This is a genomic window from Methylobacterium sp. Leaf466, assembly GCF_001425565.1.
In the GTDB taxonomy this organism is placed as follows: Bacteria; Pseudomonadota; Alphaproteobacteria; order Rhizobiales; family Beijerinckiaceae; genus Methylobacterium.
Genome location: NZ_LMRC01000015.1, coordinates 24,854 through 46,432 on the forward strand (window position 1 = coordinate 24,854; position 21,579 = coordinate 46,432).

General features: G+C 71.8%; 25 protein-coding genes. 19 read left to right on the top strand and 6 right to left on the bottom strand.

Annotated features, from left to right (window positions below):
* Positions 1-190 precede the first annotated feature (190 nt).
* Positions 191-700 (bottom strand): RT0821/Lpp0805 family surface protein, encoded by a 510-nt coding sequence (locus ASG59_RS08535; protein ID WP_082523970.1) that lies wholly within the window; start codon positions 698-700, stop codon positions 191-193.
* A gap of 131 nt (positions 701-831) precedes the next feature.
* Between ASG59_RS08535 and pdxH the strand changes: the two genes are divergently transcribed.
* From pdxH to ASG59_RS08570, 7 genes are all read left to right on the top strand, one after another.
* Positions 832-1,473 carry a pyridoxamine 5'-phosphate oxidase gene (gene pdxH, locus ASG59_RS08540; RefSeq protein WP_082523973.1) on the top strand — a complete coding sequence of 214 codons (642 nt, stop codon included), beginning with the start codon at positions 832-834 and terminating at the stop codon, positions 1,471-1,473.
* A 161-nt stretch (positions 1,474-1,634) separates the two neighbouring features.
* Entirely contained in the window at positions 1,635-2,357 is a 723-nt protein-coding gene (locus ASG59_RS08545) for an SDR family oxidoreductase (protein ID WP_055883387.1), read from the top strand.
* A complete protein-coding gene (locus ASG59_RS08550) occupies positions 2,350-3,432 on the top strand; it encodes a hypothetical protein (protein WP_056408239.1) in 1,083 nt (360 codons plus the stop codon). The genes ASG59_RS08545 and ASG59_RS08550 overlap by 8 nt, the downstream gene beginning before the upstream one ends.
* 5 nt (positions 3,433-3,437) lie before the next feature.
* Positions 3,438-3,890, top strand: a complete 453-nt coding sequence (locus tag ASG59_RS08555; protein WP_082528694.1) for an NUDIX hydrolase — start codon at positions 3,438-3,440, stop codon at positions 3,888-3,890.
* Positions 3,887-4,351 (top strand): TIGR02301 family protein, encoded by a 465-nt coding sequence (locus tag ASG59_RS08560; RefSeq protein WP_055883375.1) that lies wholly within the window; start codon positions 3,887-3,889, stop codon positions 4,349-4,351. The genes ASG59_RS08555 and ASG59_RS08560 overlap by 4 nt, the downstream gene beginning before the upstream one ends.
* A gap of 186 nt (positions 4,352-4,537) precedes the next feature.
* Positions 4,538-4,792, top strand: coding sequence for a hypothetical protein (locus ASG59_RS08565; RefSeq protein WP_055883370.1), 255 nt, complete (start codon positions 4,538-4,540; stop codon positions 4,790-4,792).
* A gap of 128 nt (positions 4,793-4,920) precedes the next feature.
* Positions 4,921-6,363 (top strand): M23 family metallopeptidase, encoded by a 1,443-nt coding sequence (locus ASG59_RS08570; protein ID WP_082528693.1) that lies wholly within the window; start codon positions 4,921-4,923, stop codon positions 6,361-6,363.
* A 151-nt stretch (positions 6,364-6,514) separates the two neighbouring features.
* On the opposite strand, the gene ASG59_RS08575 is transcribed toward ASG59_RS08570, so the two are convergent.
* Together ASG59_RS08575 and ASG59_RS08580 are read right to left on the bottom strand one after the other, a co-directional pair.
* Positions 6,515-6,790, bottom strand: coding sequence for a hypothetical protein (locus ASG59_RS08575; protein WP_056408248.1), 276 nt, complete (start codon positions 6,788-6,790; stop codon positions 6,515-6,517).
* A 183-nt stretch (positions 6,791-6,973) separates the two neighbouring features.
* Positions 6,974-7,870: an ATP-binding protein gene (locus ASG59_RS08580; protein ID WP_056287175.1), complete on the bottom strand. Its 897-nt coding sequence runs from the start codon at positions 7,868-7,870 to the stop codon at positions 6,974-6,976.
* 213 nt (positions 7,871-8,083) lie between these two features.
* Between ASG59_RS08580 and yajC the strand changes: the two genes are divergently transcribed.
* The 8 genes from yajC to ASG59_RS21420 all read left to right on the top strand — a co-directional run bounded on the left by yajC (position 8,084) and on the right by ASG59_RS21420 (position 15,081).
* A complete protein-coding gene (gene yajC, locus ASG59_RS08585) occupies positions 8,084-8,419 on the top strand; it encodes a preprotein translocase subunit YajC (protein WP_055883457.1) in 336 nt (111 codons plus the stop codon).
* A gap of 78 nt (positions 8,420-8,497) precedes the next feature.
* A complete protein-coding gene (gene secD / locus ASG59_RS08590; RefSeq protein WP_055883358.1) occupies positions 8,498-10,105 on the top strand; it encodes a protein translocase subunit SecD in 1,608 nt (535 codons plus the stop codon).
* Between the two features lie 132 nt (positions 10,106-10,237).
* Positions 10,238-11,182 (top strand): protein translocase subunit SecF, encoded by a 945-nt coding sequence (gene secF / locus ASG59_RS08595; protein WP_056286798.1) that lies wholly within the window; start codon positions 10,238-10,240, stop codon positions 11,180-11,182.
* A gap of 8 nt (positions 11,183-11,190) precedes the next feature.
* Positions 11,191-11,577 (top strand): MTH938/NDUFAF3 family protein, encoded by a 387-nt coding sequence (locus ASG59_RS08600; RefSeq protein WP_055883350.1) that lies wholly within the window; start codon positions 11,191-11,193, stop codon positions 11,575-11,577.
* Positions 11,574-12,458 (top strand): phytoene/squalene synthase family protein, encoded by an 885-nt coding sequence (locus ASG59_RS08605; RefSeq protein WP_055883347.1) that lies wholly within the window; start codon positions 11,574-11,576, stop codon positions 12,456-12,458. Before ASG59_RS08600 ends, ASG59_RS08605 begins: the two co-directional genes overlap by 4 nt.
* A gap of 127 nt (positions 12,459-12,585) precedes the next feature.
* Positions 12,586-14,307, top strand: coding sequence for an L-lactate permease (locus ASG59_RS08610; protein ID WP_056408251.1), 1,722 nt, complete (start codon positions 12,586-12,588; stop codon positions 14,305-14,307).
* A 99-nt stretch (positions 14,308-14,406) separates the two neighbouring features.
* Positions 14,407-14,934: a GNAT family N-acetyltransferase gene (locus ASG59_RS08615; protein ID WP_056408267.1), complete on the top strand. Its 528-nt coding sequence runs from the start codon at positions 14,407-14,409 to the stop codon at positions 14,932-14,934.
* Positions 14,935-14,949: 15 nt separating this feature from the next.
* Positions 14,950-15,081 carry a hypothetical protein gene (locus tag ASG59_RS21420; protein ID WP_277996108.1) on the top strand — a complete coding sequence of 44 codons (132 nt, stop codon included), beginning with the start codon at positions 14,950-14,952 and terminating at the stop codon, positions 15,079-15,081.
* A gap of 16 nt (positions 15,082-15,097) precedes the next feature.
* Here the strand turns inward: ASG59_RS21420 and trmFO are convergent, their stop codons facing one another.
* Positions 15,098-16,522: a methylenetetrahydrofolate--tRNA-(uracil(54)-C(5))-methyltransferase (FADH(2)-oxidizing) TrmFO gene (gene trmFO, locus ASG59_RS08620; RefSeq protein ID WP_244475675.1), complete on the bottom strand. Its 1,425-nt coding sequence runs from the start codon at positions 16,520-16,522 to the stop codon at positions 15,098-15,100.
* Positions 16,523-16,627: 105 nt separating this feature from the next.
* The gene (locus ASG59_RS08625) at positions 16,628-17,602 is read right to left on the bottom strand and encodes a S1C family serine protease (protein ID WP_056408257.1); all 975 of its coding nucleotides are present in this window, start codon (positions 17,600-17,602) and stop codon (positions 16,628-16,630) included.
* Positions 17,603-17,906: 304 nt separating this feature from the next.
* Here ASG59_RS08625 and ASG59_RS08630 point away from each other — a divergent pair, with 304 nt between their 5' ends.
* From ASG59_RS08630 to otnI, 3 genes are read left to right on the top strand one after another with little or no spacing between them, the layout of a single operon-like run.
* Positions 17,907-18,458, top strand: coding sequence for a sigma-70 family RNA polymerase sigma factor (locus ASG59_RS08630; protein ID WP_056287169.1), 552 nt, complete (start codon positions 17,907-17,909; stop codon positions 18,456-18,458).
* Positions 18,455-19,156, top strand: coding sequence for an anti-sigma factor (locus tag ASG59_RS08635; RefSeq protein WP_056408259.1), 702 nt, complete (start codon positions 18,455-18,457; stop codon positions 19,154-19,156). The genes ASG59_RS08630 and ASG59_RS08635 overlap by 4 nt, the downstream gene beginning before the upstream one ends.
* A 38-nt stretch (positions 19,157-19,194) precedes the next feature.
* A complete protein-coding gene (gene otnI, locus ASG59_RS08640; RefSeq protein ID WP_056408261.1) occupies positions 19,195-19,986 on the top strand; it encodes a 2-oxo-tetronate isomerase in 792 nt (263 codons plus the stop codon).
* Between the two features lie 51 nt (positions 19,987-20,037).
* On the opposite strand, the gene ASG59_RS08645 is transcribed toward otnI, so the two are convergent.
* Complete coding sequence (locus tag ASG59_RS08645; RefSeq protein WP_056408264.1) at positions 20,038-20,595, bottom strand: hypothetical protein; 558 nt, start codon at positions 20,593-20,595, stop codon at positions 20,038-20,040.
* A 287-nt stretch (positions 20,596-20,882) separates the two neighbouring features.
* On the opposite strand from ASG59_RS08645, the gene ASG59_RS08650 reads away from it, so the two are divergent.
* Positions 20,883-21,365, top strand: a complete 483-nt coding sequence (locus ASG59_RS08650) for a superoxide dismutase family protein (RefSeq protein ID WP_244472489.1) — start codon at positions 20,883-20,885, stop codon at positions 21,363-21,365.
* Positions 21,366-21,579 lie beyond the last annotated feature (214 nt).

Consider the following 21,579-nt stretch of genomic DNA (forward strand, 5'->3'; position numbering starts at 1 on the left):
GAGGGGCTGCCCGTCCAACTCCCGGGGAAGTCCGTAAAACGGACCTCAGCCGGGAAGTGGGAAGCGTGTTGCTTCCATGCAACGGTCCCGGCGCCAGAATTCACCCGTCGCGGCGCGGGCGTCAACCGGGCCGGTAAAACCCGGCCCCGCGCCTCAGGCGCCGCCCGTGCCGGATCGAGGGGCCTGCGCCTCAGGCGCCGGCCTTGGCGGCCCGCAGGCGCCGCAGCTCCCATTCGCCGCCCGACAGCTTGCACCCGGTGCCGCGCACGAAGCGGCTCTTCTGCGGCGCGATCACCGAGGCGAGGAAGTCGCGGCAGACGAAGTCGCCCGCGACGTAGGGAAGCCCGGTCGGGTTCACCGCCCCGCGCAGCCGCGTCTCCGGGTTGTCCCATTTCACCGGGCGACCGTTGCCCTGGGGATCGAGGGCGACGGTGAGCGCCGCGTGGGCCCGGCGCCAGTCCTCGGTGCCGAGATCGCCGCCGAAGCTCTTGGGCTGCTTGTCGATGCTGCCCGTGCTGACCGGATCGGCGACCGTGGCCGGCTCCTCGGTCTGGAAGGTGATCAGCGGCAGGCCGCAGCCCACCAGCGGCAGCACCGACAGGCCGATCCCCACGCTCGCGACGAGACGCCAGGGCCTCCGGCGTGGATCGGGGGACGGGTTCGGGCTATGGAACTTGGACCGATCGTTACGCACACGCATCACACCTGATCTCAACGACACCGGACGCCGGCGCCTGCCGCGAGCCTGGTCCCCACATTCGTCGTCGTGGCATCGATCGTCCGGGCCCCGCGCCCGCTCGGTCGATGCCCTGCCCTTGCGAGATGAACACGATGAGCCACGACTACAGCCCGGATGGGTTAACGTTCGGTGAGTCGGACGCGGAGGATTTCACCCTCCGCGACGACCCCTGGGCGCTGTTCTCGCAATGGATGAGCCAGGCCGAGCGCTCCGAGCCGGAGGATGCCAACGCCATGGCGCTCGCCACCGCCGGCACGGACGGCCTGCCCGACGTGCGCATGGTGCTCCTGAAGGGCGTCGATCCTCGCGGCTTCGTGTTCTACACGAACGTCGAGTCCGCCAAGGGCGGCGAACTGGGCGAGAACCCGCAGGCCGCCATCGTGCTGCACTGGAAGAGCCTGCGCCGGCAGGTCCGGGCCCGCGGCCCGGTCGGCCCGGTCTCGGCCGAGGAGGCCGACGCCTATTTCGCCAGCCGCGCCCGGGTCAGCCGCATCGGCGCCCACGCCAGCCGGCAGTCGCGGCCCCTGCCCGACCGCGCCACCCTGGAGGCCGAGGTCGAGGCCCTGTCCGCCCGCTTCGGCGAAGGACCGATCCCCCGGCCGGCGAACTGGACGGGTTTCCGCATCGCGCCGGTGACGATCGAGTTCTGGGAGAACGGCCCGTTCCGCCTCCACGACCGGGTGCGCTTCACCCGCGCCGGCGACGGCTGGGAGCGCGCGCGCCTCTATCCGTGAGGGGCGTCCGCCGCCGTGCTGCGGCGCGGGATCGACCCTGGATTTCCCGCGCCCCGCGGCTTAGACCTGTGCGGCGCGGCGGCGAACCGGGACGGGAGCGGCCGCCCGCGATCCCATGAGGAACGGCCTTGGCCACATCCGTCAACGAACGTCGGCGCGTCATGCTGCTCACGGGGGCGAGCCGGGGCATCGGCCACGCCACCGTCAAGCGCTTCTCGGCCGCCGGCTGGCGGGTGATCACCTGCTCGCGCCACGCCTTCCCCGAGAACTGCCCGTGGGAGATGGGACCCGAGGACCATCTCCAGGTGGATCTGGCCGACCCCGAGGACACCATGCGCGGCATCGCCGAGGTCGCCGGGCGCCTGGCCGACGAGGGCGGCCTCCTGCACGCCCTCGTCAACAACGCCGGCATCTCGCCCAAGGGCGCCAACGGCGACCGCCTCGGCGCCATCGCCACCGAGTTCGGCGACTGGCGCAAGGTGTTCCAGGTCAACGTGTTCGCGCCGCTCCTGCTGGCGCGGGGCCTGTGCGACGAGCTCACCCGCGCCAAGGGCTCCATCGTCAACGTCACCTCCATCGCCGGCTCGCGCGTCCACCCCTTCGCGGGGGCGGCCTACGGCACCTCGAAGGCGGCCCTGGCCGGCCTGACCCGCGAGCTCGCCAGCGATTTCGGGCCGCTCGGCGTGCGCGTCAACGCGATCTCCCCCGGCGAGATCGACACCGCCATCCTGTCGCCGGGCACCGACAAGATCGTGGCCGGCATCCCGCAGCGGCGGCTCGGCACGCCGGACGAGGTCGCCAAGGCGATCTACTTCCTGTGCACCGAGGCCTCGTCCTACGTGAACGGCGCCGAACTGCACATCAACGGCGGACAGCATGTCTGACCGCGGCGCCCTCGCGCTGCTGGCTGTCCTGATGTCCACCGCCGGCGCCCTCGCCGAGCCCACCGTCACCCTCCTCGACCTGCCGTTCGCGGCCCGCGCCATGCGCGGCCCCGGCAGCGCGGTCTCGGTCTCCGTGGCGACCTCGGGCCTCCTGACCCTGGCGCGTCCCAAACGTTCGGACCCCAAGGCGACGCTCGGCGCCGAGCCGGAGGACGCTCCCGTGACGGTGGTGTGGGGGGACGGCGGCGGGGCCGCCCTCAGCCTGCGGGACGGGCGCATCGAGACGACCCTGATCGGGGCCGAGGCGATCGAGGGCCTGATCGCGGCCGAGACGCCGCGGGGCGCCCTGCCCGGCTCGCGGGGGGCGGTGCTGGGGCCCGTCAGCGCCCACCTCGCCGCCAGCGCCTCCGGGCCCTCCCTGACGATCCGCGAACGCCAGCCGGTGGCCATGAGCGCCGAGCCCAAGGCCGTGCCGATCGCCACCCATCCGGTCGAGGCCGGATCCGGCGCCGCCTTCGCGCCCGCGCGTCCGCACGCGGCGCGGGCCGGCGCGGCCACCCTCGTGTTCGGCGTCATCGCGCAGGGCGACGGCGCGGTGCTGGCGGCGGTGGGCAAGACCGGCACCGGCTGGGAGGTGCTGGGACGGACGCCGCCGCAGGCCGGGGGGGACCTCGACATCGCGGCCGTGGCCGCCTCCGCGGGCGACGGCCCCGTCCGGGTCGCCACCGTGCTGGCGCCGGGCGGTCGCGGCCTGCTCCAGCTCTGGGCCTGGGAGGCGGGCGCCTTCCGCCTCCTCGGGGAAGCGCCGGGCCTGACCGACCGGGGAGCGGGCGCGGCACAAGCGGATCTCGCCGCCCTGGTGGATACCGACGGCGACGGCCGTCCCGAGCTCGCGCTGGCCTCGTCCGACCGCGGTGCCGTCGTCGTCCTCGGCCTGACGGACGGGTTCCGCGAGGGAGCGCGCATCGCCCTGCCGGCGCCGGCCGGGTTCGGCTTGTCCGCCCTCGGGCGCGGCCCCAAGGCCCCGCTCCTCGTCGGGCTCGCCGACGGGCGCGTGGCGGTGATCGCCCCGTGAGCGAGGTGGACGCACGTCTGTTCCCGACCCGGCCCTTCGTGGGAGCCTCCATCGCCGTGCTGCGCGAGGGCCGGGTGCTGCTGGCCGCCCGGGCCAACGAACCCCTGCGCGGGGTCTGGACCCTGCCCGGCGGCCTCGTGGAGCCGGGCGAGACCCTGGCATCGGCCGCCTTGCGCGAACTGCGCGAGGAGGTCGGCGTCGAGGCCGAGGTCCTGGGTCCCCTCACCCCCACCGAGATCATCCTGCACGGGGCCGACGGGCGCTTGCGCCACCATTACGTGATCCATCCCCATGCCGCCCTGTGGCGCGGCGGCGAGCCGGTGCCGGGCCCCGAGGCGCTCGGTGTCCGCTGGGCCACCCTGGCCGAGGTGGCCGGCCTCGAGACCACGCCCGGCCTCGCCGAGACCCTGGGCGAGGCGTTCGCGCGCCGGGCCGCAGGCTGGGCGGAACCGCGGTGAGGAACCCGCTGGCGCTCGCATGCGTGGCGGCCCTGAGCCTCGCCCTGGCCCTGCCCGCGCCCGTCATCGCCCAGGCGCGCCCGCCGGCCCGCCAGGCGCCCAAGCCAGCCGACAATAGGCCCGCCGAGAAGGAGCCGCCGCCGCAGGCCGAGCCGCCGGCGGCCCCCTACGACCGCGACCTGATGCGGCTCTCCGAGATCATCGGCGCCCTGGCCTTCCTGAGGGGACTGTGCAAGGCGCCCGACGCCGGCGAATGGCCGACCCGGATGGCGGCGCTGATGGAGGCCGAGGGCGTGACGCAGGGCCGCCGCGAGCGCCTCGCGGGCGCCTACAACCGCGGCTACCGCGGCTATGCCCTCACCTACCGGGTCTGCACGCCGGCAGCGACCCTGGCCGCCGACCGCTTCGTGACCGAGGGCGAGCGCCTGTCCCAGTCCCTGGCCGGACGGTTCGGCGGGTGAGCGAAGTGCGAGGCCGGGCGCTGTGGCGCCCGTGCCACATGGCGGTACCGTCAACACGATCCGCGCAATTCGAGCCTCGGCGTTAACCCCTTCGCAATTCCTGGCTTCCCGGCCTTCGCGACCCGGCCTATGGTTTCCGCACCGGCCGCCGACCCGTCAGGCGGCGCGAAACGATGTGGCGACCCCATGCAGACCGAAACCGCCCCTTCCCCCTTCGAGGCCGACATCGACGACAAGCGCGCCGCGCTCGGCTACGTCTCGGAAGCGTTCGCGGAAGGCTGCCTCGATGGTCTCGACGGGGACTGCATGGCCCAGGCCGCCCTGTTCGCGGCCTTCCAGGAACTGGTCACCACCTACGGTGAGGAGGCGACCGCCCGCTACGCCGAAGGGTTTCCCGAGCGCATCCGCGCGGGCGGGTTCACCACGACCCCGCAGCACTGAGAATCCGATCGGGGCGGAAATGGGGTCGGCAGGAACGGTTGCTTAACCTGAATCCCGTTTGAATGACGTCATCAAGTTGCGTCAGGCTAACGGGTGCGTCGATGCGGGTTCGCGGGACTGGTCGAGGGATGAAGACGCTGTCGCGCTTCGCTCTCATCGGAGTGATCGGCAGCGGAGCTGCCGCCTGCTCATCGGATGCTTCGCGACTGGGGGACCCCTTCGGGAATCCCTTCGCTTCCTCTTCCAGCGAGCCCGCCGCCACCGGCAGCCTGCCCGAGGAAGGGCCCAGCGCCCCGATCCGCACGGGCCGGGTCGAGTCCGAGGCCCTGGCCTCTCCCGGCATGCGGATGTCGCCCCGCCCGACGGCGACGGCACCGCTGTCCCCCTCGACGCGGGTCGCCTCCGCCGAGCCGATGGCGCCCGTGTCGGGGGGCATGGTCTCGGGCCTGAACCCCGACGCCGGCCGGACCGCGACGCGTCCCGCCCCGCCGCCGATGTCCCTCTCGCCCAAGGCGGCCGAGAAGGTCGTCGACAAGGCCGCCGAGAAGCGCGCCGCCGAGGCCGCCCGCAAGGCGGCCGAAGTCGAGCGGCTCGCCGAGGCCAAGCGCCTCGTCGAGGCCAACCGGCTCGCGGACGAGAAGAAGCTCGCCGAGGCGCGCAAGATCGTGGCCGACCGCAAGCTCGCCGAGGCCACGGCGGCCCGCAAGGCGGCCGAGACCAAGGCGGAGACCGCCAAGGAAGTCGCCAAGGACGCGGCCAAGGACGCGGCGGCCAAGAAGCACGTGCGGCCCGGCCAGGCCGTGGCCAAGGTCGAGCCGAAGGACGCCAAATCCGAGACGAAGACCGACAAGACGGTCCGCAAGATCGAGATAAAGGCCGAGCCGAAGGTCGAGGCGAAGTCGGATTCGGGCAAGTCGGATCCCGCCAAGTCCGATCCCGCCAAGGCGAAGGCCGAGGCCGCGCGCAAGTCCGCCGAGGCTGAGGCCAAGACCGCCCGCGCCGAAGCCGCCAAGGACGCCGCTCGCAAGGCGGCGGAGGCCAAGACGGCCTCCGCCGAGGCCAAGACGGCCGCGGCCGAAGCCAAGACCGCTGCCGCCGACGCCAAGGCCGCCGAGGCCGCCGCCAAGGCGACGCCGGTGAAGGTGGCCGCCGTGGCGCCCGCCGAACCCGCCACCACGGCTTCGGTCGCCCCGGCCGCGTCCGACCAGTCGTTCCGCTGGCCGGCCAAGGGCCGCGTCATCACCGGCTACGGGTCCTCGGGCAACGAGGGCATCAACATCGCGGTGCCCGAGGGCACGCCGGTGAAGGCGGCCGAAGACGGCACCGTCGCCTATGCCGGCTCGGACGTGAAGGGCTACGGCAAGCTGGTGCTGGTGCGCCACTCGAACGGCTACGTCTCGGCCTACGCTCACAACGGCGAACTCGACGTCCGCCCCGGCGAGAAGGTCAAGCGCGGCCAGACCATCGCCAAGTCCGGCGCCACCGGCAACGTGACCTCGCCGCAGCTGCACTTCGAGATCCGCAAGGGCGCGACCCCGGTCGACCCGATGCCGCATCTGGCCAGCAACTGACAACCGCCCCCGGCCCTCGGTGGCCGGCGACGACAGACGAAAAGCCTCCGAACGGGTCCGTTCGGAGGCTTTTCGACATTTGGAGGCTTCTTGCCGTTCGGAGGCTTCTCGCCGTTTGCCTCGGGCCTGAGGCCGGTCCGGCGAGCCGATCCTAATCGTCGTCGTCGTCGTCGTCGTCGTCGCGGGAGCGCCGCCGCTCGCGGCCACGATCGTCGCGGTCGCGGTCGCCGAACCGCCGGTCGCGATAGACCTCGCCGCCGCGATACCGGCGCTGGCCGTAGCCTCGGCCGCGGTCGTCGTCGTCGTCATCCCCGACCAGGACGATCGGACGGGTCGCGATCCCGTTCGCGGTGCCGGCGTCAAACGCGGGGTGGGCCGCCGTCGTCGTCAGCAGGGCCAGGATGGAACAGGCGAAGAGACGTCTCACGGATCGCGATCTCCTTTTGCGGTGGTTCGTGGGGGAGAGGGGACCACGGCGCCGATGAACCTGCCCTGAGTCCCTCCTCATGCCATTTCCGGTTGATCACGTCGTGATGCGGACATGGGCTTCGCTCAGGCGCCGCCCGGGCTCGGTGATACGGTTCACGCTTGATGCAAGCGGCAAACCGTATCACCCCAGCGTCTGCCCCAGCCGCCCCGCCAGGTCCTGGATGTACTGGAACGCCGCGCGCCCCGAGCGCGAACCGCGGGTGGCGGCCCATTCCAGCGCTTCGGCCCGGACCGTGGCCGGGTCCGCCCGGAGGCCGTGTTGCGCCACGTAGGCGTCGATCATGGCTAGGTAGTCGTCCTGGCTGCACTTGTGGAAGCCGAGCCAGAGGCCGAAGCGGTCGGACAGGGAGACCTTCTCCTCCACCGCCTCGCCGGGGTTGATGGCGGTGGAGCGCTCGTTCTCGACCATGTCGCGGGCCAGCAGGTGGCGGCGGTTGGAGGTGGCGTAGAACAGGACGTTTTCCGGCCGGCCCTCGATGCCGCCGTCGAGCGCGGTCTTGAGCGACTTGTAGGAGGTGTCGTCCCCGTCGAAGGACAGGTCGTCGCAGAACACGATCCAGCGGTGCGGGTCGGCCCGCAAGGCCGCCATCAGGTCGGGCAGCGCCTCGATGTCTTCGCGGTGGATCTCGACGAGTTTGAGGGGGCGCTCTCCTTGAGAGCGGGTTGCGTTGATCTCGGCCTGGACGGCCTTGACCAGCGACGACTTGCCCATGCCGCGCGCACCCCAGAGCAGGGCGTTGTTGGCGGGCAGGCCGTCGGCGAAGCGTCGCGTATTGGCCATCAGCGTGTCGCGGGCCCGGTCGATGCCGGTGAGCAGGCCGATGGCGACACGGTTCACCCGCGGCACCGGCATCAGCCGGCGCTCGGCCCCCCACAGGAAGGCGTCGGCGGCGGTGAGGTCGGGGGGCGGCGACCCTGCGGGGGCGGCGCGCTCCAGGGCCGCGGCGATGCGTTCGAGGAGGGGCAGGAGCCGGGCGGCGAGCGCATCGCCGGGATCGTTCGACAGTGAGGCGGTCATCGTGTGGCGTCCGTGGCGCCAGGCACCCTGGCGGAAAGCCGCCTCCTTAGCGGGTCGCACCTCGGAAATCACCGGCGCCATCGCTCGGCCGGACGGGCGGCGTTGCTTTCGGGTCCCCCGTGGCTATAGTCCGCGCGCTTTTCGACCGGCCCGGCCGCCCGCCATCGGCGCGCCGCGTGGCCGGCTGTTCCCATTCATGAGGAGTACCGCGTGCTGATCACCCCCGCCTTCGCGCAAGCGGCCGGCCCCGCCGCCGGTGGAGCGGACATCGCCTTGCAGGTGGTGCCGTTCGTCCTCATCTTCGTCATCATGTACTTCTTGATCCTGCGGCCGCAGCAGCGGCGGGTGAAGGAGCATCAGGCCCTGGTGAAGAACGTGCGCCGCGACGACACCATCGTCACCACCGGCGGCCTCGTCGGCCGCGTCACCAAGGTCTCCGACGAAGCCTCCGAACTCGAGGTCGAGATCGCGCCCAACGTGCGCGTCAAGATCGTCCGCACGATGGTCTCGGAAGTCCGGGTCAAGGGCGGCCCGGTCAAGGCCGCCTGACGTTCGGCGGTCTTGAGACAGAGCCTGAGGATGCCGGCGTAACGCCCGGCATCGCCAAGAAGACAACGGAACGGGCGGATGCTGCGCTTCTCGCGAACAAAGATCGTCACGACCCTCGCGATCATCCTGATCGGGTTGAGCCTGGCCGTGCCGAGCTTCTTCTCGCCCGAGCAGCGCAAGGGCTTCATGGCCTCGCTGCCGAGCTGGTTCCCGAGCTGGATCGTGCCGACCCGGGCGATCGTGCTCGGGCTCGACCTTCAGGGCGGATCGCAGCTCCTGCTCGAAGTCGACCAGAACGACCTGATCTCGTCGCAGGCCAAGGGCCTTCGCGACGACGTCCGGCGTATCCTGCAGACGGAATCGGTGCGCGCCGAGGGCGGTATCCAGCTGCTCCCGCGCGGCGTCCAGGTCCGCATCTCGGATGCCGCGGCCCGCGCCAAGGTCATGCCCAAGCTGCAGGAACTGTCCCTGCCGATCTCCAATCCGCTGGTGGGCCAGAGCGGCGGTCGCACCGTCGACGTGACCGAGCAGCCCGACGGCCTCATCCGCCTCGTCCTGACCGACGCCGGCATCGGCGATCGCACCCGCCGGGCCGTCAGCCAGGGCATCGAGGTCATCCGCCGCCGCATCGACAGCACCGGCACGCTGGAGCCCTCGATCCAGCAGCAGGGTGCCGACCGCATCCTGGTCCAGGTCCCGGGCGAACAGGACCCGCAGCGCCTCGAGACGCTGGTCGGCAAGACCGCCAAGCTCGAATTCCGCATGCTGTCCGACAGCCCGTCGGGCGACGTCGACCTGCTGCCGTCCCGCGACGAGAAGGGCGCCAGGGTCCCGGTCGAGCGCCGGATCATGGCCGAGGGCGGCGATCTCACCGACGCGCAGCCGGCCTTCGACCAGCAGACCCAGGAGCCGATGGTCAGCTTCAAGTTCAACCTGAAGGGCGCCCAGCGCTTCGGTCAGGCGACCTCGGAGAACGTCGGCCGCCGCATGGCGATCGTGCTGGACAACGAGGTCGTCTCCGCCCCGCGCATCAACACCCCGATCACCGGCGGTTCGGGCCAGATCACCGGCAACTTCACGGTCAAGGACGCCAACGAACTCTCGGTGCTGCTCCGCGCCGGCGCCCTGCCCGCCAAGTTCACCGCCGTCGAGCGTCGCGTCGTCGGCCCCGGCCTCGGCAAGGATTCGATCGAGGCCGGCAAGTGGGCGACGCTGGCCGCCGGCGTCCTGGTCATCGCCTTCATGTTCGCCACCTACGGCGTGTTCGGCTTCTTCGCCAACATCGCGCTCATCGTCCACGTCGGCCTCATCCTCGGCCTGATGTCGGTGCTCGAGGCGACCATGACCCTGCCCGGCATCGCCGGGATCGTGCTCACCATCGGCACGGCGGTGGATTCGAACGTGCTGATCTACGAGCGCGTGCGCGAGGAGGTGCGGGCGGGCCGCTCCATCGTCTCGGCCCTGCAGGCGGGCTTCGACAAGGCGTTCGCCACCATCATCGATTCGAACTCGACCATGGCCATCGCCGCCGTGATCCTGTTCTTCCTCGGTTCGGGCCCGGTGAAGGGCTTCGCCGTGGTGTTCATCCTCGGCATCCTCACCACCGTCATCACCGCCGTGACCCTCACGCGCATGATGATCGCACTGTGGTACAACTACGCCCGGCCCAAGGCCCTGCCGTTCTAGACGGCGGACGGCTTCCTCGGGCAGGGGCCTGCCTCTGCCGGGACGCCGCGCCGTTCTGACCCGCGGGCGTTTCGCCCCATTGATGGAGGAGGGGCACCGCCCACATCCTCGCTGACGGACTCGAGACCGACCATGCGCCTGCTCCGCCTCTGGCCCGATGAATCGCACTTCGACTTCATGCGGTTCCGGCGTTTCACCTTCCCGCTCTCGGCCTTCATGTCGGTGGCGACCGTGGTCCTGTTCCTGACGATCGGGCTGAACTTCGGCATCGACTTCAAGGGCGGTACCCTCGTCGAACTGCAGGCGAAGTCGAAGACGGCGGACGTGGCGGCCGTGCGCCACACCGCCAACGGTTTCGGCTTCGGCGAGACCGAAGTCCAGGAACTCGGCGGCGAGGGCCAGATCCTGGTGCGCTTCCCGCTTCAGCCCGGCGAGCAGGGGCAGACCGCCGTGATGCAGAAGGCGCACGCGGCCTTCGACGCCGATTTCGAGTTCCGGCGCACCGAGACCGTGGGGCCGCGCGTCTCGGGCGAACTCGTTCAGTCGGGCACCCTGGGCGTCGTGCTCTCCGTCCTGGCGGTGCTGCTCTACCTGTGGTTCCGGTTCGAGCGGGAACTGGCGCTGGGCGCCATCGTCGGCACGCTCCACGACATCGTGCTCACCATCGGCATCTTCGTGATCTCCCGCATCGAGTTCAACATGACCTCGATCGCCGCGATCCTCACCATCGTCGGCTACTCGCTCAACGAGACCGTCGTGGTGTTCGACCGGACCCGCGAGCTCATGCGCCGCTACAAGACCATCCCCACCGTCGAACTGCTCAACCTGTCGATCAACTCGACGATGTCGCGCACCGTGATGACCGGCACCTCGGCCTTCCTGTCGCTGCTGGCCCTGGTCCTGTTCGGCGGCGAGGCGATCAACGGCTTTGCCGTGGTCATGCTCGCGGGCGTGGTGATCTGCACCTATTCGGCGATCTTCGTCTCGACGCCGGTGCTGATCTACCTCGGCCTGATGCTGTCGGGGGTGAAGGCCCAGGCGCGGCCGACCACCCGCGTGCCGCAGGCGGCGGAGTAGCCGGGGCCATGGCGTCCGGCAGCCTCCTCGACGGCTTCGTCCCCGGTCGCCACCTCATCGACGCCTACGGTAACGGCGGCTTCCGCTTCGCCGAGATGTCGCATCGCGGTTCCATCCTGATGCTGCCCTCCGGCGTCAGGGCCTGGGACGTGGCGGACGCCCGCACCATCGACCGCGACGCCCTGCGCCCGGTCCAGCTGGCGGCCGGCGAGGTCGAGCTCCTCCTGGTGGGCACCGGCCTCGACATCGTGCCCCTGCCCGAACCGCTCCGGCGCTGGCTCAAGGACGCCGGGGTCGGCCTCGACGTGATGCAGACGGGGGCGGCGGCGCGCACCTACAACATCCTGATGGCCGAGAACCGCAAGGTCGCCGCCGCCCTGGTGGCGGTGCCATGACCACGAAAGCCGAGACCGCCGGTGCCGCCGGCGAGGGCCTGGCCTTCGCCTTCCGGCACTGCGAGGACCTGGTCCGCGAGGGCGACCCCGACCGCTATTTCGCCACCCTGTTCGCCCCGGCGGCGTTCCGGCCGCATCTGTTCGCGATCTATGCCTTCAGCCTCACCATCGCCCGGGTGCGCGAGGCGGTGACCAACCCGATGGCCGGCGAGATCCGGCTGCAATGGTGGCGCGACGCCCTCCAGGGCGAGGCCCGCGGCGACGTCAAGGCCAACCCGGTGGCCGCCGCCCTCGACGACGCCATCGTCAAGCGCCGCCTCGGGCGACAGCCCTTCGTCGATCTCATCGATGCACGGGTGTTCGACCTCTACGACGATCCGATGCCGCGGGTGAACGACCTCGAGGGATATTGCGGCGAGACCGCCTCCTCGCTCATCCGGCTGGCCAGCCTCGTCCTGTGCGACGGGGCCGAGCCGGGGGGAGCCGCCGCCGCCGGCCATGCCGGCGTCGCCTACGGCGTCACCGGCCTGCTGCGGGCCCTGCCGTGGCACGCCCGCCAGGGCCAGGTCTACGTGCCCGCCGACATCCTCAGGCCCTACGGCGTCACCCGCGAGGACATCGTCACCGGCCGCGGCGGGCCGGGGCTCCTGCGCGCCACCGCCGACCTGCGGGCGCTGGCCCGGCGCCACCTCGACGCCCACGCCGCCGGCCTGGCCGGCCTGGCGCCGGCCGCACGCGCCGCGTTCCTGCCGGTCGCCCTGGTCGAGCCCTACCTCGCCGCGATGGAGCGACCGGGCTACGTGCCTCTCAACACCGTCGTCGCGATCCCGCGCTGGCGCCGCCTGTGGCGCCTGTGGCGGGCGGCGCGCAGGGCGCGCTGAGGCGCCGGCGGGACAGGTGCATACAATTTCCTCCCCGGCGAACATCCGTCGTTGAGCCGCATAACCTCCTCTGGTAGCACCCCGACCGGCGCCGCGAGGACGGCCCGCGTCGGGAGGAGTCACGGCTTTGCAAACCTGGAATCAAGTCTACGATCCGTTCGGGAGCCCCTGGCTCTCGACCTTCGCAGCCTCCCTGCCGGTCATCGCGCTGCTCGGCATGATCGCCAGCGGCAAGGTCAAGGTGCACATCGCGGCGGTGCTCTCGCTGGTGATCGCGCTCCTCGTCGCCATCGTCCTGTTCGGCATGCCCACCGACCTCGCCCTGCGCGCCTCGGCCTACGGCGTGGCGCTCGGCCTGTTCCCCATCGGCTGGATCATCCTCAACGTCATCTTCCTCTACCGGCTCACGGTGGAGAAGGGCTGGTTCGCGATCCTGCAGCAGTCGGTGGCGGGCATCACCACGGACCGGCGCATCCAGCTCCTGCTCGTGGCCTTCGCCTTCGGTGCCTTCTTCGAGGGTGCCGGTGGGTTCGGCACCCCGGTGGCGGTCACCGGCGCCATCCTGATCGGTCTCGGCTTCTCGCCGCTGGCGGCTTCCGGCCTCTCGCTCATCGCCAACACCGCACCCGTCGCCTACGGGGCGCTGGGCGCCCCCGTGGCCGGCCTCGCCTCCGTCACCGGCTACGACCCCTATGTGCTCGGCGCGATGATCGGGCGGCAGCTGCCGTTCTTCTCGGTGATCGTCCCGTTCTGGCTGATCTGGGTGTTCGCGGGCTTCCGCGGCATGATCCAGGTGTGGCCGGCCATCGCGGTCTGCGGCGTCTCCTTCGCGGTGGCCCAGTTCGCGATCTCGAACTACATCAACCCCTGGATCGTCGACATCGGCGCTTCGCTGATCTCGATGGGCGCCCTCGTGCTGTTCCTCAAGGTGTGGAGCCCGGCCACGCCCTGGACCTCGCCGGCCCTGCGCGGCAACGACCCCTCCATCGGCTACATGGCCGAGCGCCGCCCGGCGGCCCTGGGTGCCGGCGTCCCCGGCGCCGAGGTGCCGAGCTTCAACGCGGGCACCCGCACCGCCACCTCGCGCGAGATCTTCATGGCCTGGGTGCCGTGGATCATCCTCTCGGTGATCGTCGCGATCTGGGGGACCGGCTGGTTCAAGGGCATCGTCAACCCGATCTTCACCTGGAAGTACGAGGTGCCGGGTCTCCACAACGTCATCATGAAGGTGCCGCCGGTGGTGGCCACGGCGCACCCCGAGGCGGCCGTCTTCAACTTCACCTACATGTCCTACACCGGCACCGGCGTGCTGTTCGCCTCGATCCTCTCCGGCCTGCTGATGCGGTTCTCGCCCTGGCGCCTGGTGACGGCCTATCTCGAGACGATCTGGGTCCTGCGCTACTCCATCATCACCATCGCGGCGATGCTGGCGCTGGGCGTGCTCACCCGCTACGCGGGCGTGGACGCCACCCTGGGTCTGGCGTTTGCCGGCACCGGCATCCTCTACCCGTTCTTCGGCACCCTGCTCGGCTGGCTCGGCGTGGCGCTGACGGGCTCCGACACGGCCTCCAACGTGCTCTTCGGCGGCCTCCAGAAGATCACGTCGGAACAGCTCGGCCTGTCGGGGATCCTGATGGCCTCGGCCAACTCGTCGGGCGGCGTCATGGGCAAGATGATCGACGCCCAGTCGATCGTCGTCGCCTCCACCGCCACGGGCTACTACGGGCAGGAAAGCAAGATCCTGCGGTTCGTGTTCTGGCACTCCATCGTGCTCGCCTGCCTCGTGGGCGGCCTCGTGATGCTCCAGGCCTACGTCTATCCGTTCACCGCGATGGTGATCCACCCGTAAGGGCATGGCCCGCCCCGGTCCGACGGGGCGGGCCACGACCGAAGGGAAGGCGGACGAATCCGCCTTCCCCTAACCGCGGCCATGCCCCACATGGACGCCATGTTCTTCAAGACCCTCGCCTCGCGCTATACCTTGGCCAATCTGCCCGTCGTCGAGACGGAGCGGTTGAGGATCGCGGGCCTCGTGCCCGCCGACGCGGGCGCCGTCCAGGCGATCACCGCCGATCCGGCCATCACCGGCGCGGTGGACTTCCTGCCCGACCCCTTCACCCTCGACCATGCCCGGCGCCTCGTCGGCGGCAAGAAGCCGATCAAGGACCGCTTCCTCGGCGTGCGCCGCAAGGACGGCGTGCTCGTCGGGATCGTCGGCACGCACCTGCGCGGCGACCAGGCCGTCGAGATCGGCTACTGGATGGGCGGCGCCCATCGCGGCCAGGGTTTCGGCAGCGAGGCGGTCTCCGGCGTGCTCGGCCTGCTGCGCGAGCGCTTCCCCCATCGCATCGTCGTCGCCGAGTGCAGGCCCGAGAACACGGCCTCGCTCGGCCTGCTGCGCAAGGTCGGCTTTCGCGATACCGGCGACGAGGGCCACCGGCCCGGCCGGCGCATCTACGTGATCGAACCGAGTTGAGGGATCGCGGCTGCGATGACGCTGTCCCTGCAGATCGCGGCTGTAGCCGCGGCCCTCATCGTCGGCGGGCTGGCGGCGCTCAAGCTGGCAGCCGACAGCTTCGACCGGCGCCATCCTCCGCAAAGCCGGTTGCCTCCGCAGGACTGATGCCGACGGGCGGGGGCTATTCCGCCGCCACCCTCGCCGGCGCCCATGAGCCGGTCCAGCCCGCCAGGTCCGCCCGCGCCCGGTCGGTGAGTGCGCGCTTCTTGGCCACCGCCTTTTCCGGCCCGCGCAGGCGGCGGCCCTCCTCGCCCTTGATCGCCTCGGTGAGCGGCGGAAACAGGCCGAAGTTGACGTTCATCGGTTGGAACGAGCGCGGGCTGCCCGCTTCCTCGACGCCGATGTGGCCGCCGGTGATGTGGCCGATGAGGGCGCCCAGTGCCGTGGTCGCGGGCAGGGTCGGCAACGTCCGTCCCTCGATCTCGGCCACCGCGAACAGGCCCGCCACGAGGCCGGTGGCGGCGCTCTCGACATAGCCCTCGCAGCCGGTGATCTGGCCGGCGAACCGCAGGCGCGGCTCGGCCTTCAGGCGTAGCGTCGCGTCGAGCAGGCGCGGGCTGTCGAGGTAGGTGTTGCGGTGCAGGCCGCCCAGCCGGGCGAACTCGGCGTTCTCGAGGCCCGGGATGGTCCGGAACACCCGCACCTGCTCGGCATAGGTCAGCTTCGTCTGGAAGCCGACCATGTTGTAGAGGGTGCCCAGCGCATTGTCCTGGCGCAGCTGCACGATGGCGCAGGCCTTCACGGTGGGGTCGTGCGGGTTGGTGAGGCCGACGGGCTTCATGGGGCCGTGGCGCAGGGTCTCGGGGCCGCGCTCGGCCATGACCTCGATCGGCAGGCAGCCGTCGAAATACGGCGTCGAGGCCTCCCATTCCTTGAAGGCGATCTTGTCGCCGCCGACCAGCGCCTGGATGAAGGCGTCGTATTGCGCGCGGTCCATCGGGCAGTTGATGTAGTCTGCGCCGGTGCCGCCGGGCCCGACCTTGTCGTAGCGCGACTGGAACCAGGCCTTGCCCATGTCGATGGACTCGCGGTGGACGATCGGCGCGATGGCGTCGAAGAAGGCGAGCGCGTCCGAGCCCGTCAGCCCGCGGATCGCTTGCGCCAGGGCCGGCGACGTCAATGGCCCGGTGGCGACGATCACCCGACCCCAGTCGGCCGGCGGCAACCCGTCGATCTCCTCGCGGGCGATGGTCACCAGCGGGTGGTCTTCGAGGGCGGCGGTGACGGCCCTGGCGAACCCCTCGCGGTCGACGGCGAGCGCCCCGCCCGCCGGCACCTGGTGCGCGTCGCCCGCGCGCAGGATCAGCGAGCCGAGGGTGCGCATCTCCTGGTGCAGCAGGCCGACGGCGTTGCCGTTGGCGTCGTCCGAGCGGAACGAGTTCGAGCAGACGAGTTCTGCGAGATCCTGGCTCTGGTGCGCCTCGGTGCCGCGCACGGGCCGCATCTCGTGGATCACGACCGGATGGCCGCTCTGCGCGATCTGCCAGGCGGCTTCCGAGCCGGCGAGCCCGCCGCCGATGATGTGGATGGGGTGCGTCATGGCCACGGGATAGCTCCCTCGCCGGACCGGGGCAACCGCCGCTCCCTTCCCCGACCCCGTCACGCCTCCAGTGCAGGCCGCCGGCTGCGTCAGTGCAGGCCGCCGGCTGCGTCAGTGCAGCTGCGGGCTCACGAGGAAGCGTTCGCGGTTGCCCGAGGTGACCGAGAGCTTGAGGGTCTTGCCGTCGCGCTGGACGGTGAGCGGTACCCGCACCCCGGCCTCGCCGAGCGCCCAGACCTGGCGGAAGAACCCGGCGAGATCCGCCACCGGCTCGCCGGCCACGGCGACGATGGCGTCGCCCGCCCGCAGGTCGGCGCTCTCGGCCGGGCCGTCGTCGGCCAGCCCCATCACCACCACCGAGCCCTCGCCTTCGCTGGCATAGAGGCCGAGCCAGGGCCGGGCCGGCCGGTCGACGCGCCCGCGCCGGGTGAGGTCGTCGAGGATCGGCGGCAGCAGGTCGATGGGCACGATCATGTTGATCGCCCGGGGTCCGCCGGTGCCGCCCTGCTGCAGCTGCAGCGAGCCGATGCCCAGGAGCTGCCCTTCGGCCCCCAGCATCGCGGTGCCGCCCCAGTGCGGATGGGAGGGCGCGGTGAAGACCGCGTCGTCGAGGAGGTATTCCCAGTAGCCGGCGAACTCCTGCCGGGCGACCACCTGGGCCGCGACGCTGCGCTGGCGCCCGCCGGCCCCGGCCACCACGGCCTTGTCGCCGACCTTGATCGCGTCCGAGCGCCCGAGAGCCAGGACGGGCAGGCCGAGCTCTCCCAGGGCCTGGACGAGGCCGAATCCCGTGACCGCGTCGTAGCCGACCACGTGGCCGGGCATCGAGCGGCCGTCGTGGGTGGTCAGCCACACGGTCTCGGCCTCCATCACCAGGTAGCCGATGGTGAGCACGAGTCCGTCCTCTCCGATCACCACGCCGTTGCCGGCCCGCTCGGTGCCCAGGGTCTCGGCGGAGAAGGCCTCCGGCGGCACCCGCGTGGAAAGCGAGACGACGGCGGTGAGCGCCCGCTCGAGGTCGTATCCGTAATCCGCAGCCTTGGGCTGCACGGCGGCGGGAATCTTCCAGTCTCCCTGCGTGGCCATGCCGTTTCGTCTCCCTGCCCGATCCCGCCGATTTGTCGTCCGATCTCCCAAGGTAGGTCGCCGGTCGCCGCAGCGACAGGCGCGCCGCCGACGCGGCCCCGGAAAATTCCGTTGCCGGCCATCGACCGCGCCCATGCCGCCCACACCGGATCGGCGGCGGGACGGTGGCGGGAGGGCCACGCTTGCCCTACCTTGACCGTGACGAGGAAGCCGGACACGAGACGGCCGGCGGCCGTGGCAAGTCCGGGTCGTCCGATCGCGCCCGGCGAGGCCGATCGTCGTGTGGGAGAGGATGGTTCGCCCCGTGCGTGACGATGCCACGCTGCTCCGGCTGATGAGCGCGGTCGCGCAGGGCGACGCGCAGTCCCTCAAATCCCTCTACGATCTCACCGCGCCGAAACTTTACGGTGTGATCTCGCGTATCCAGAGGGATCGCGCCGCGGCCGAGGACGTCCTCCAGGACGTCTACCTGCGGGTCTGGCAGAGTGCGGGATCGTACGACCCCCAGTCCGGCAGGCCGCTCGCGTGGTTGTGCGCCATCGCCCGCAACCGGGCGATCGACGTCGTCCGCCGGAAGGGCGAGGTCCAGGGGCCGGTGACCGAGGACGGGGAGGACTGGGTGGAACGGCTCGCCGACCCTCACGACAGCGAAGGCGCGATCCTGGGCCGGGACGCCCTGCGCGCCTGCCTGCAGCGCCTCGACGAGACGCAGCGCGACTGCATCGTGCTCGCCTATTGCGAGGGCTATTCGCGCGAGGAACTCGCCGCGCGCTACGACCGGCCGGTCAACACCATCAAGACGTGGCTGCACCGGGGGCTCGCCGCCCTGCGCGGCTGCCTGGAGCCGGCCTCGTGACCGGGGGGCCCGACGACGAGCGCGACCTGCGGGCGGCCGAATACGTCCTGGGCACCCTGCCCGCCGCGGAGCGGGCCGCCCTCGACCTCGAACGCACCCTCGATCCGGCGACGGAGGCGGCCGTGCGCGGTTGGGAGCGGCGGCTGGCCCCGCTCGATTCCGTCGGTCCGGACGTGGTGCCCGATGCCGGGATCTGGTCGCGGATCGCCGCGAGCCTGCCCGGGCGGCGCCGAACGTCGGCCGCCAACGACAACCGCGTCGCCGCCCTCGCCCGCCAGGTCCGCCTCTGGCGCGGCACCGCGCTGGCCGCTGGTGGCCTCGCGGCGGGCCTGGCGCTGTTCGTGGCGGTCGGCGCCTGGCCCGTGGGTCGGGGGGAGCCGCGCTACGTCGCGGTGGTCAGCCGCAGCGGCGAGTCGCCGGCCCTCATCGTCAGCGTCGATCTCGCCGCCGGCACCGCGCAGGTGCGGCCCGTGGCGGCCGAGACACCGGACGGGCGCAGCCTCGAACTCTGGTACGTGGAGGGCGGCGCGCCCAAGACACTCGGGGTGATCGGGGGATCCGCCCGCAGGGTGACCCTGCCGAAGGGAGAGGCGAACCCAGAAGGGCTCTTCGCCGTATCGGTGGAGCCACCGGGCGGCTCGCCCACCGGCCAGCCCACCGGCCCGGTGGTCTACTCGGGCAAGCTGATCCGCGATTAGGACTCCACTCACCCCCGTCCGCGCCGGAGGCGATCCCGATGCCGCGCTTTGCCGCCAACCTCACCTTGATGTTCACGGAGCATCCCTTCCTCGACCGCTTCGCGGCGGCGGCGCAGGCGGGATTTTCAGCGGTGGAATGCCTGTTTCCCTATGCCGAGGCGCCCGGGGCGATCGCCGCGCGTCTCGCCGAGCATCGCCTGGAACTCGCCCTGTTCAACATGCCGCCCGGCGATTGGGCGGCGGGCGAGCGCGGCCTCGCCGCCCTGCCGGATCGGTTCGCGCAGGTGACGACGGGGGTCGAGGCGGCGCTCGCCTACGCGCTCGCCACGGGCACCCGGCGCCTGCACCTGATGGCCGGCCTCGCCGACCGGCGGGATGCGGCGGCATCGGGCGCCTACCGCCGCGCCCTGCGCCATGCCGCCGGCCGGCTCGCGCCCCACGACATCGACCTCCTGATCGAACCGATCAACCGGCGATCGATGCCGGGCTATTTCCTCGACGACGTCGAGGCCGCCGCCGACCTCGTGCGGGAGCTGCAGGGAGAGGGGCTGGCCAACCTCAGGCTCCAGTTCGACGTCTTCCACGCGCAAATCCTGCACGGGGACGTGACGACGCGGCTCGCCCGGCTTCTGCCGCTGATCGGCCATGTCCAGGTGGCGGGCGTACCGGCCCGCAACGAGCCCGGTACCGGCGAACTCGACGACGGCTTCGTCTTCTCCGAGCTCGATCGCCTGGGCTACGACGGGCTCGTCGGCTGCGAGTACAACCCGCGGGCGGGGACCCTGGCGGGACTGGGTTGGTTCGCGCCCTGGCGGGACGCCACTGGCTGACGCCGTCACGGTCAGGCGATCGGCTCGCCGCAGCGGGCCGGTCCTAAAAGGTCAATCGTCGGCGTCCTCCCCCTCGTAGGGGGCGTAGCTGGGCAGGCGGCGGCCGTCCGGCAGCTCGATGGTGCGCGAGCGGATCACGAGGTAGCCGGCCTCTTCCGCCGCCCTGATCCGGGCCAGGCGATCCCCCCTCCCGTCGTCGCGGAACCGACCGACCGGCGGCACCTCGGCGAGGATGCGCCGCCGTGACGGCGCGACCGCGACGGGCGCGCGGCGCGAGGGGGGCTGGGCGAGCCGTTGCCGGCGCGCATCCCGGTTCGGGCGAGAGGCCTGCCGGGGCCGAACGGCCCGCGTGTCCGCACGGGTGGCCCGGGGAGCGGGCGCGGCGGCGGCGGGTGCGGCCTCCGCCTGCGGTGCGACGGGTCGAGAGGGCGTGGCCGGCGTGGGAGCGGGCCGTACCGGACCCGCCTGGGCCGGGCCGTCCCGCGACGGCGGGTCGGTCCACGGCCGCTCGCCGCTCGACGGCACCTCCGACTGCGCGAGCGCGGCCGGCAGGCCGAGGAGGAGGCTCGCCGCCGCCAGTCCGAAACGCCAACTCGGTCGGATCGTCATCGCGCGGCCCCCGGGCTGTCTCGAAGCGGTCGCCGGAACCCGATGTGCCCCTGTGCCGTCCTGGCCGCCGACCTTAGGGAGTTCGGGCCGTCGCGTCCAGAATCGCGCGCGCGGGGCCTCCGGGCGTTGCCCTCGCCCGACCGTGGAGCCACATGAGCGACCCGTGGCGGCCACCGGCCCGGGCGCTGCGCCGATGCGGACAGGAGAAGACATCCATGATGACACACGCCATGCCGACGGTCGTTCGCGGCGCCCTCGGCGCTGCCTTCGCAGCCGGGCTGGTCGCGATGCCCGCCCTGGCCCAGACGCCTCCGCCCGCGATCCCCACCGTCGAGAGCGACGTCGTCGACGGCAAGGGCGAGGCCATCGGCCGGATCGTGATCCGCGACGGGGCCAACGCCCTGGTGCTGCGCCTCACCATCCGGCCGGGCGGGCTGCCGCCGGGCTGGCACGGCCTGCATTTCCATGCGGTGGGCGATTGCTCGGACCCCGAGGGCTTCGCGAAATCGAAGGCCCATGTGAACCACGACCAGAGCAAGCACGGCCTGCTCAACACGGACGGGCCCGACGAGGGCGACCTGCCCAACGTCCATGCCGCCGCCGACGGGTCCGTGAACGCCGAGGTGTCGAGCGATACCCCACTGACCGGCGAAGGCGGGCTCAAGGACGGGGACGGGTCGGCCCTGGTGATCCATGCCAACGAGGACGATCACACCACGCAGCCGATCGGCGGTGCCGGCGCGCGGATCGCCTGCGCGGTCATCAAGTAGGACGCGGTCGGGCGTCCCGCGCCTCGCGGGACGCCTCAGCGCGGGCGTCGCCCCACCGAGACGACGTTGCCGCCGTGCGCCTTGCCCTTGCGCTCGGGCAGGGCGCCGGTGACGACCTTGACGATGCCGTCGGTGTCGAGGCCGGCCTGGGCGTACATGCGCTCGGGGGTGTCGTGGTCCTGGTAGACGTCGGGCAGGGTCAGGGTGCGCACCC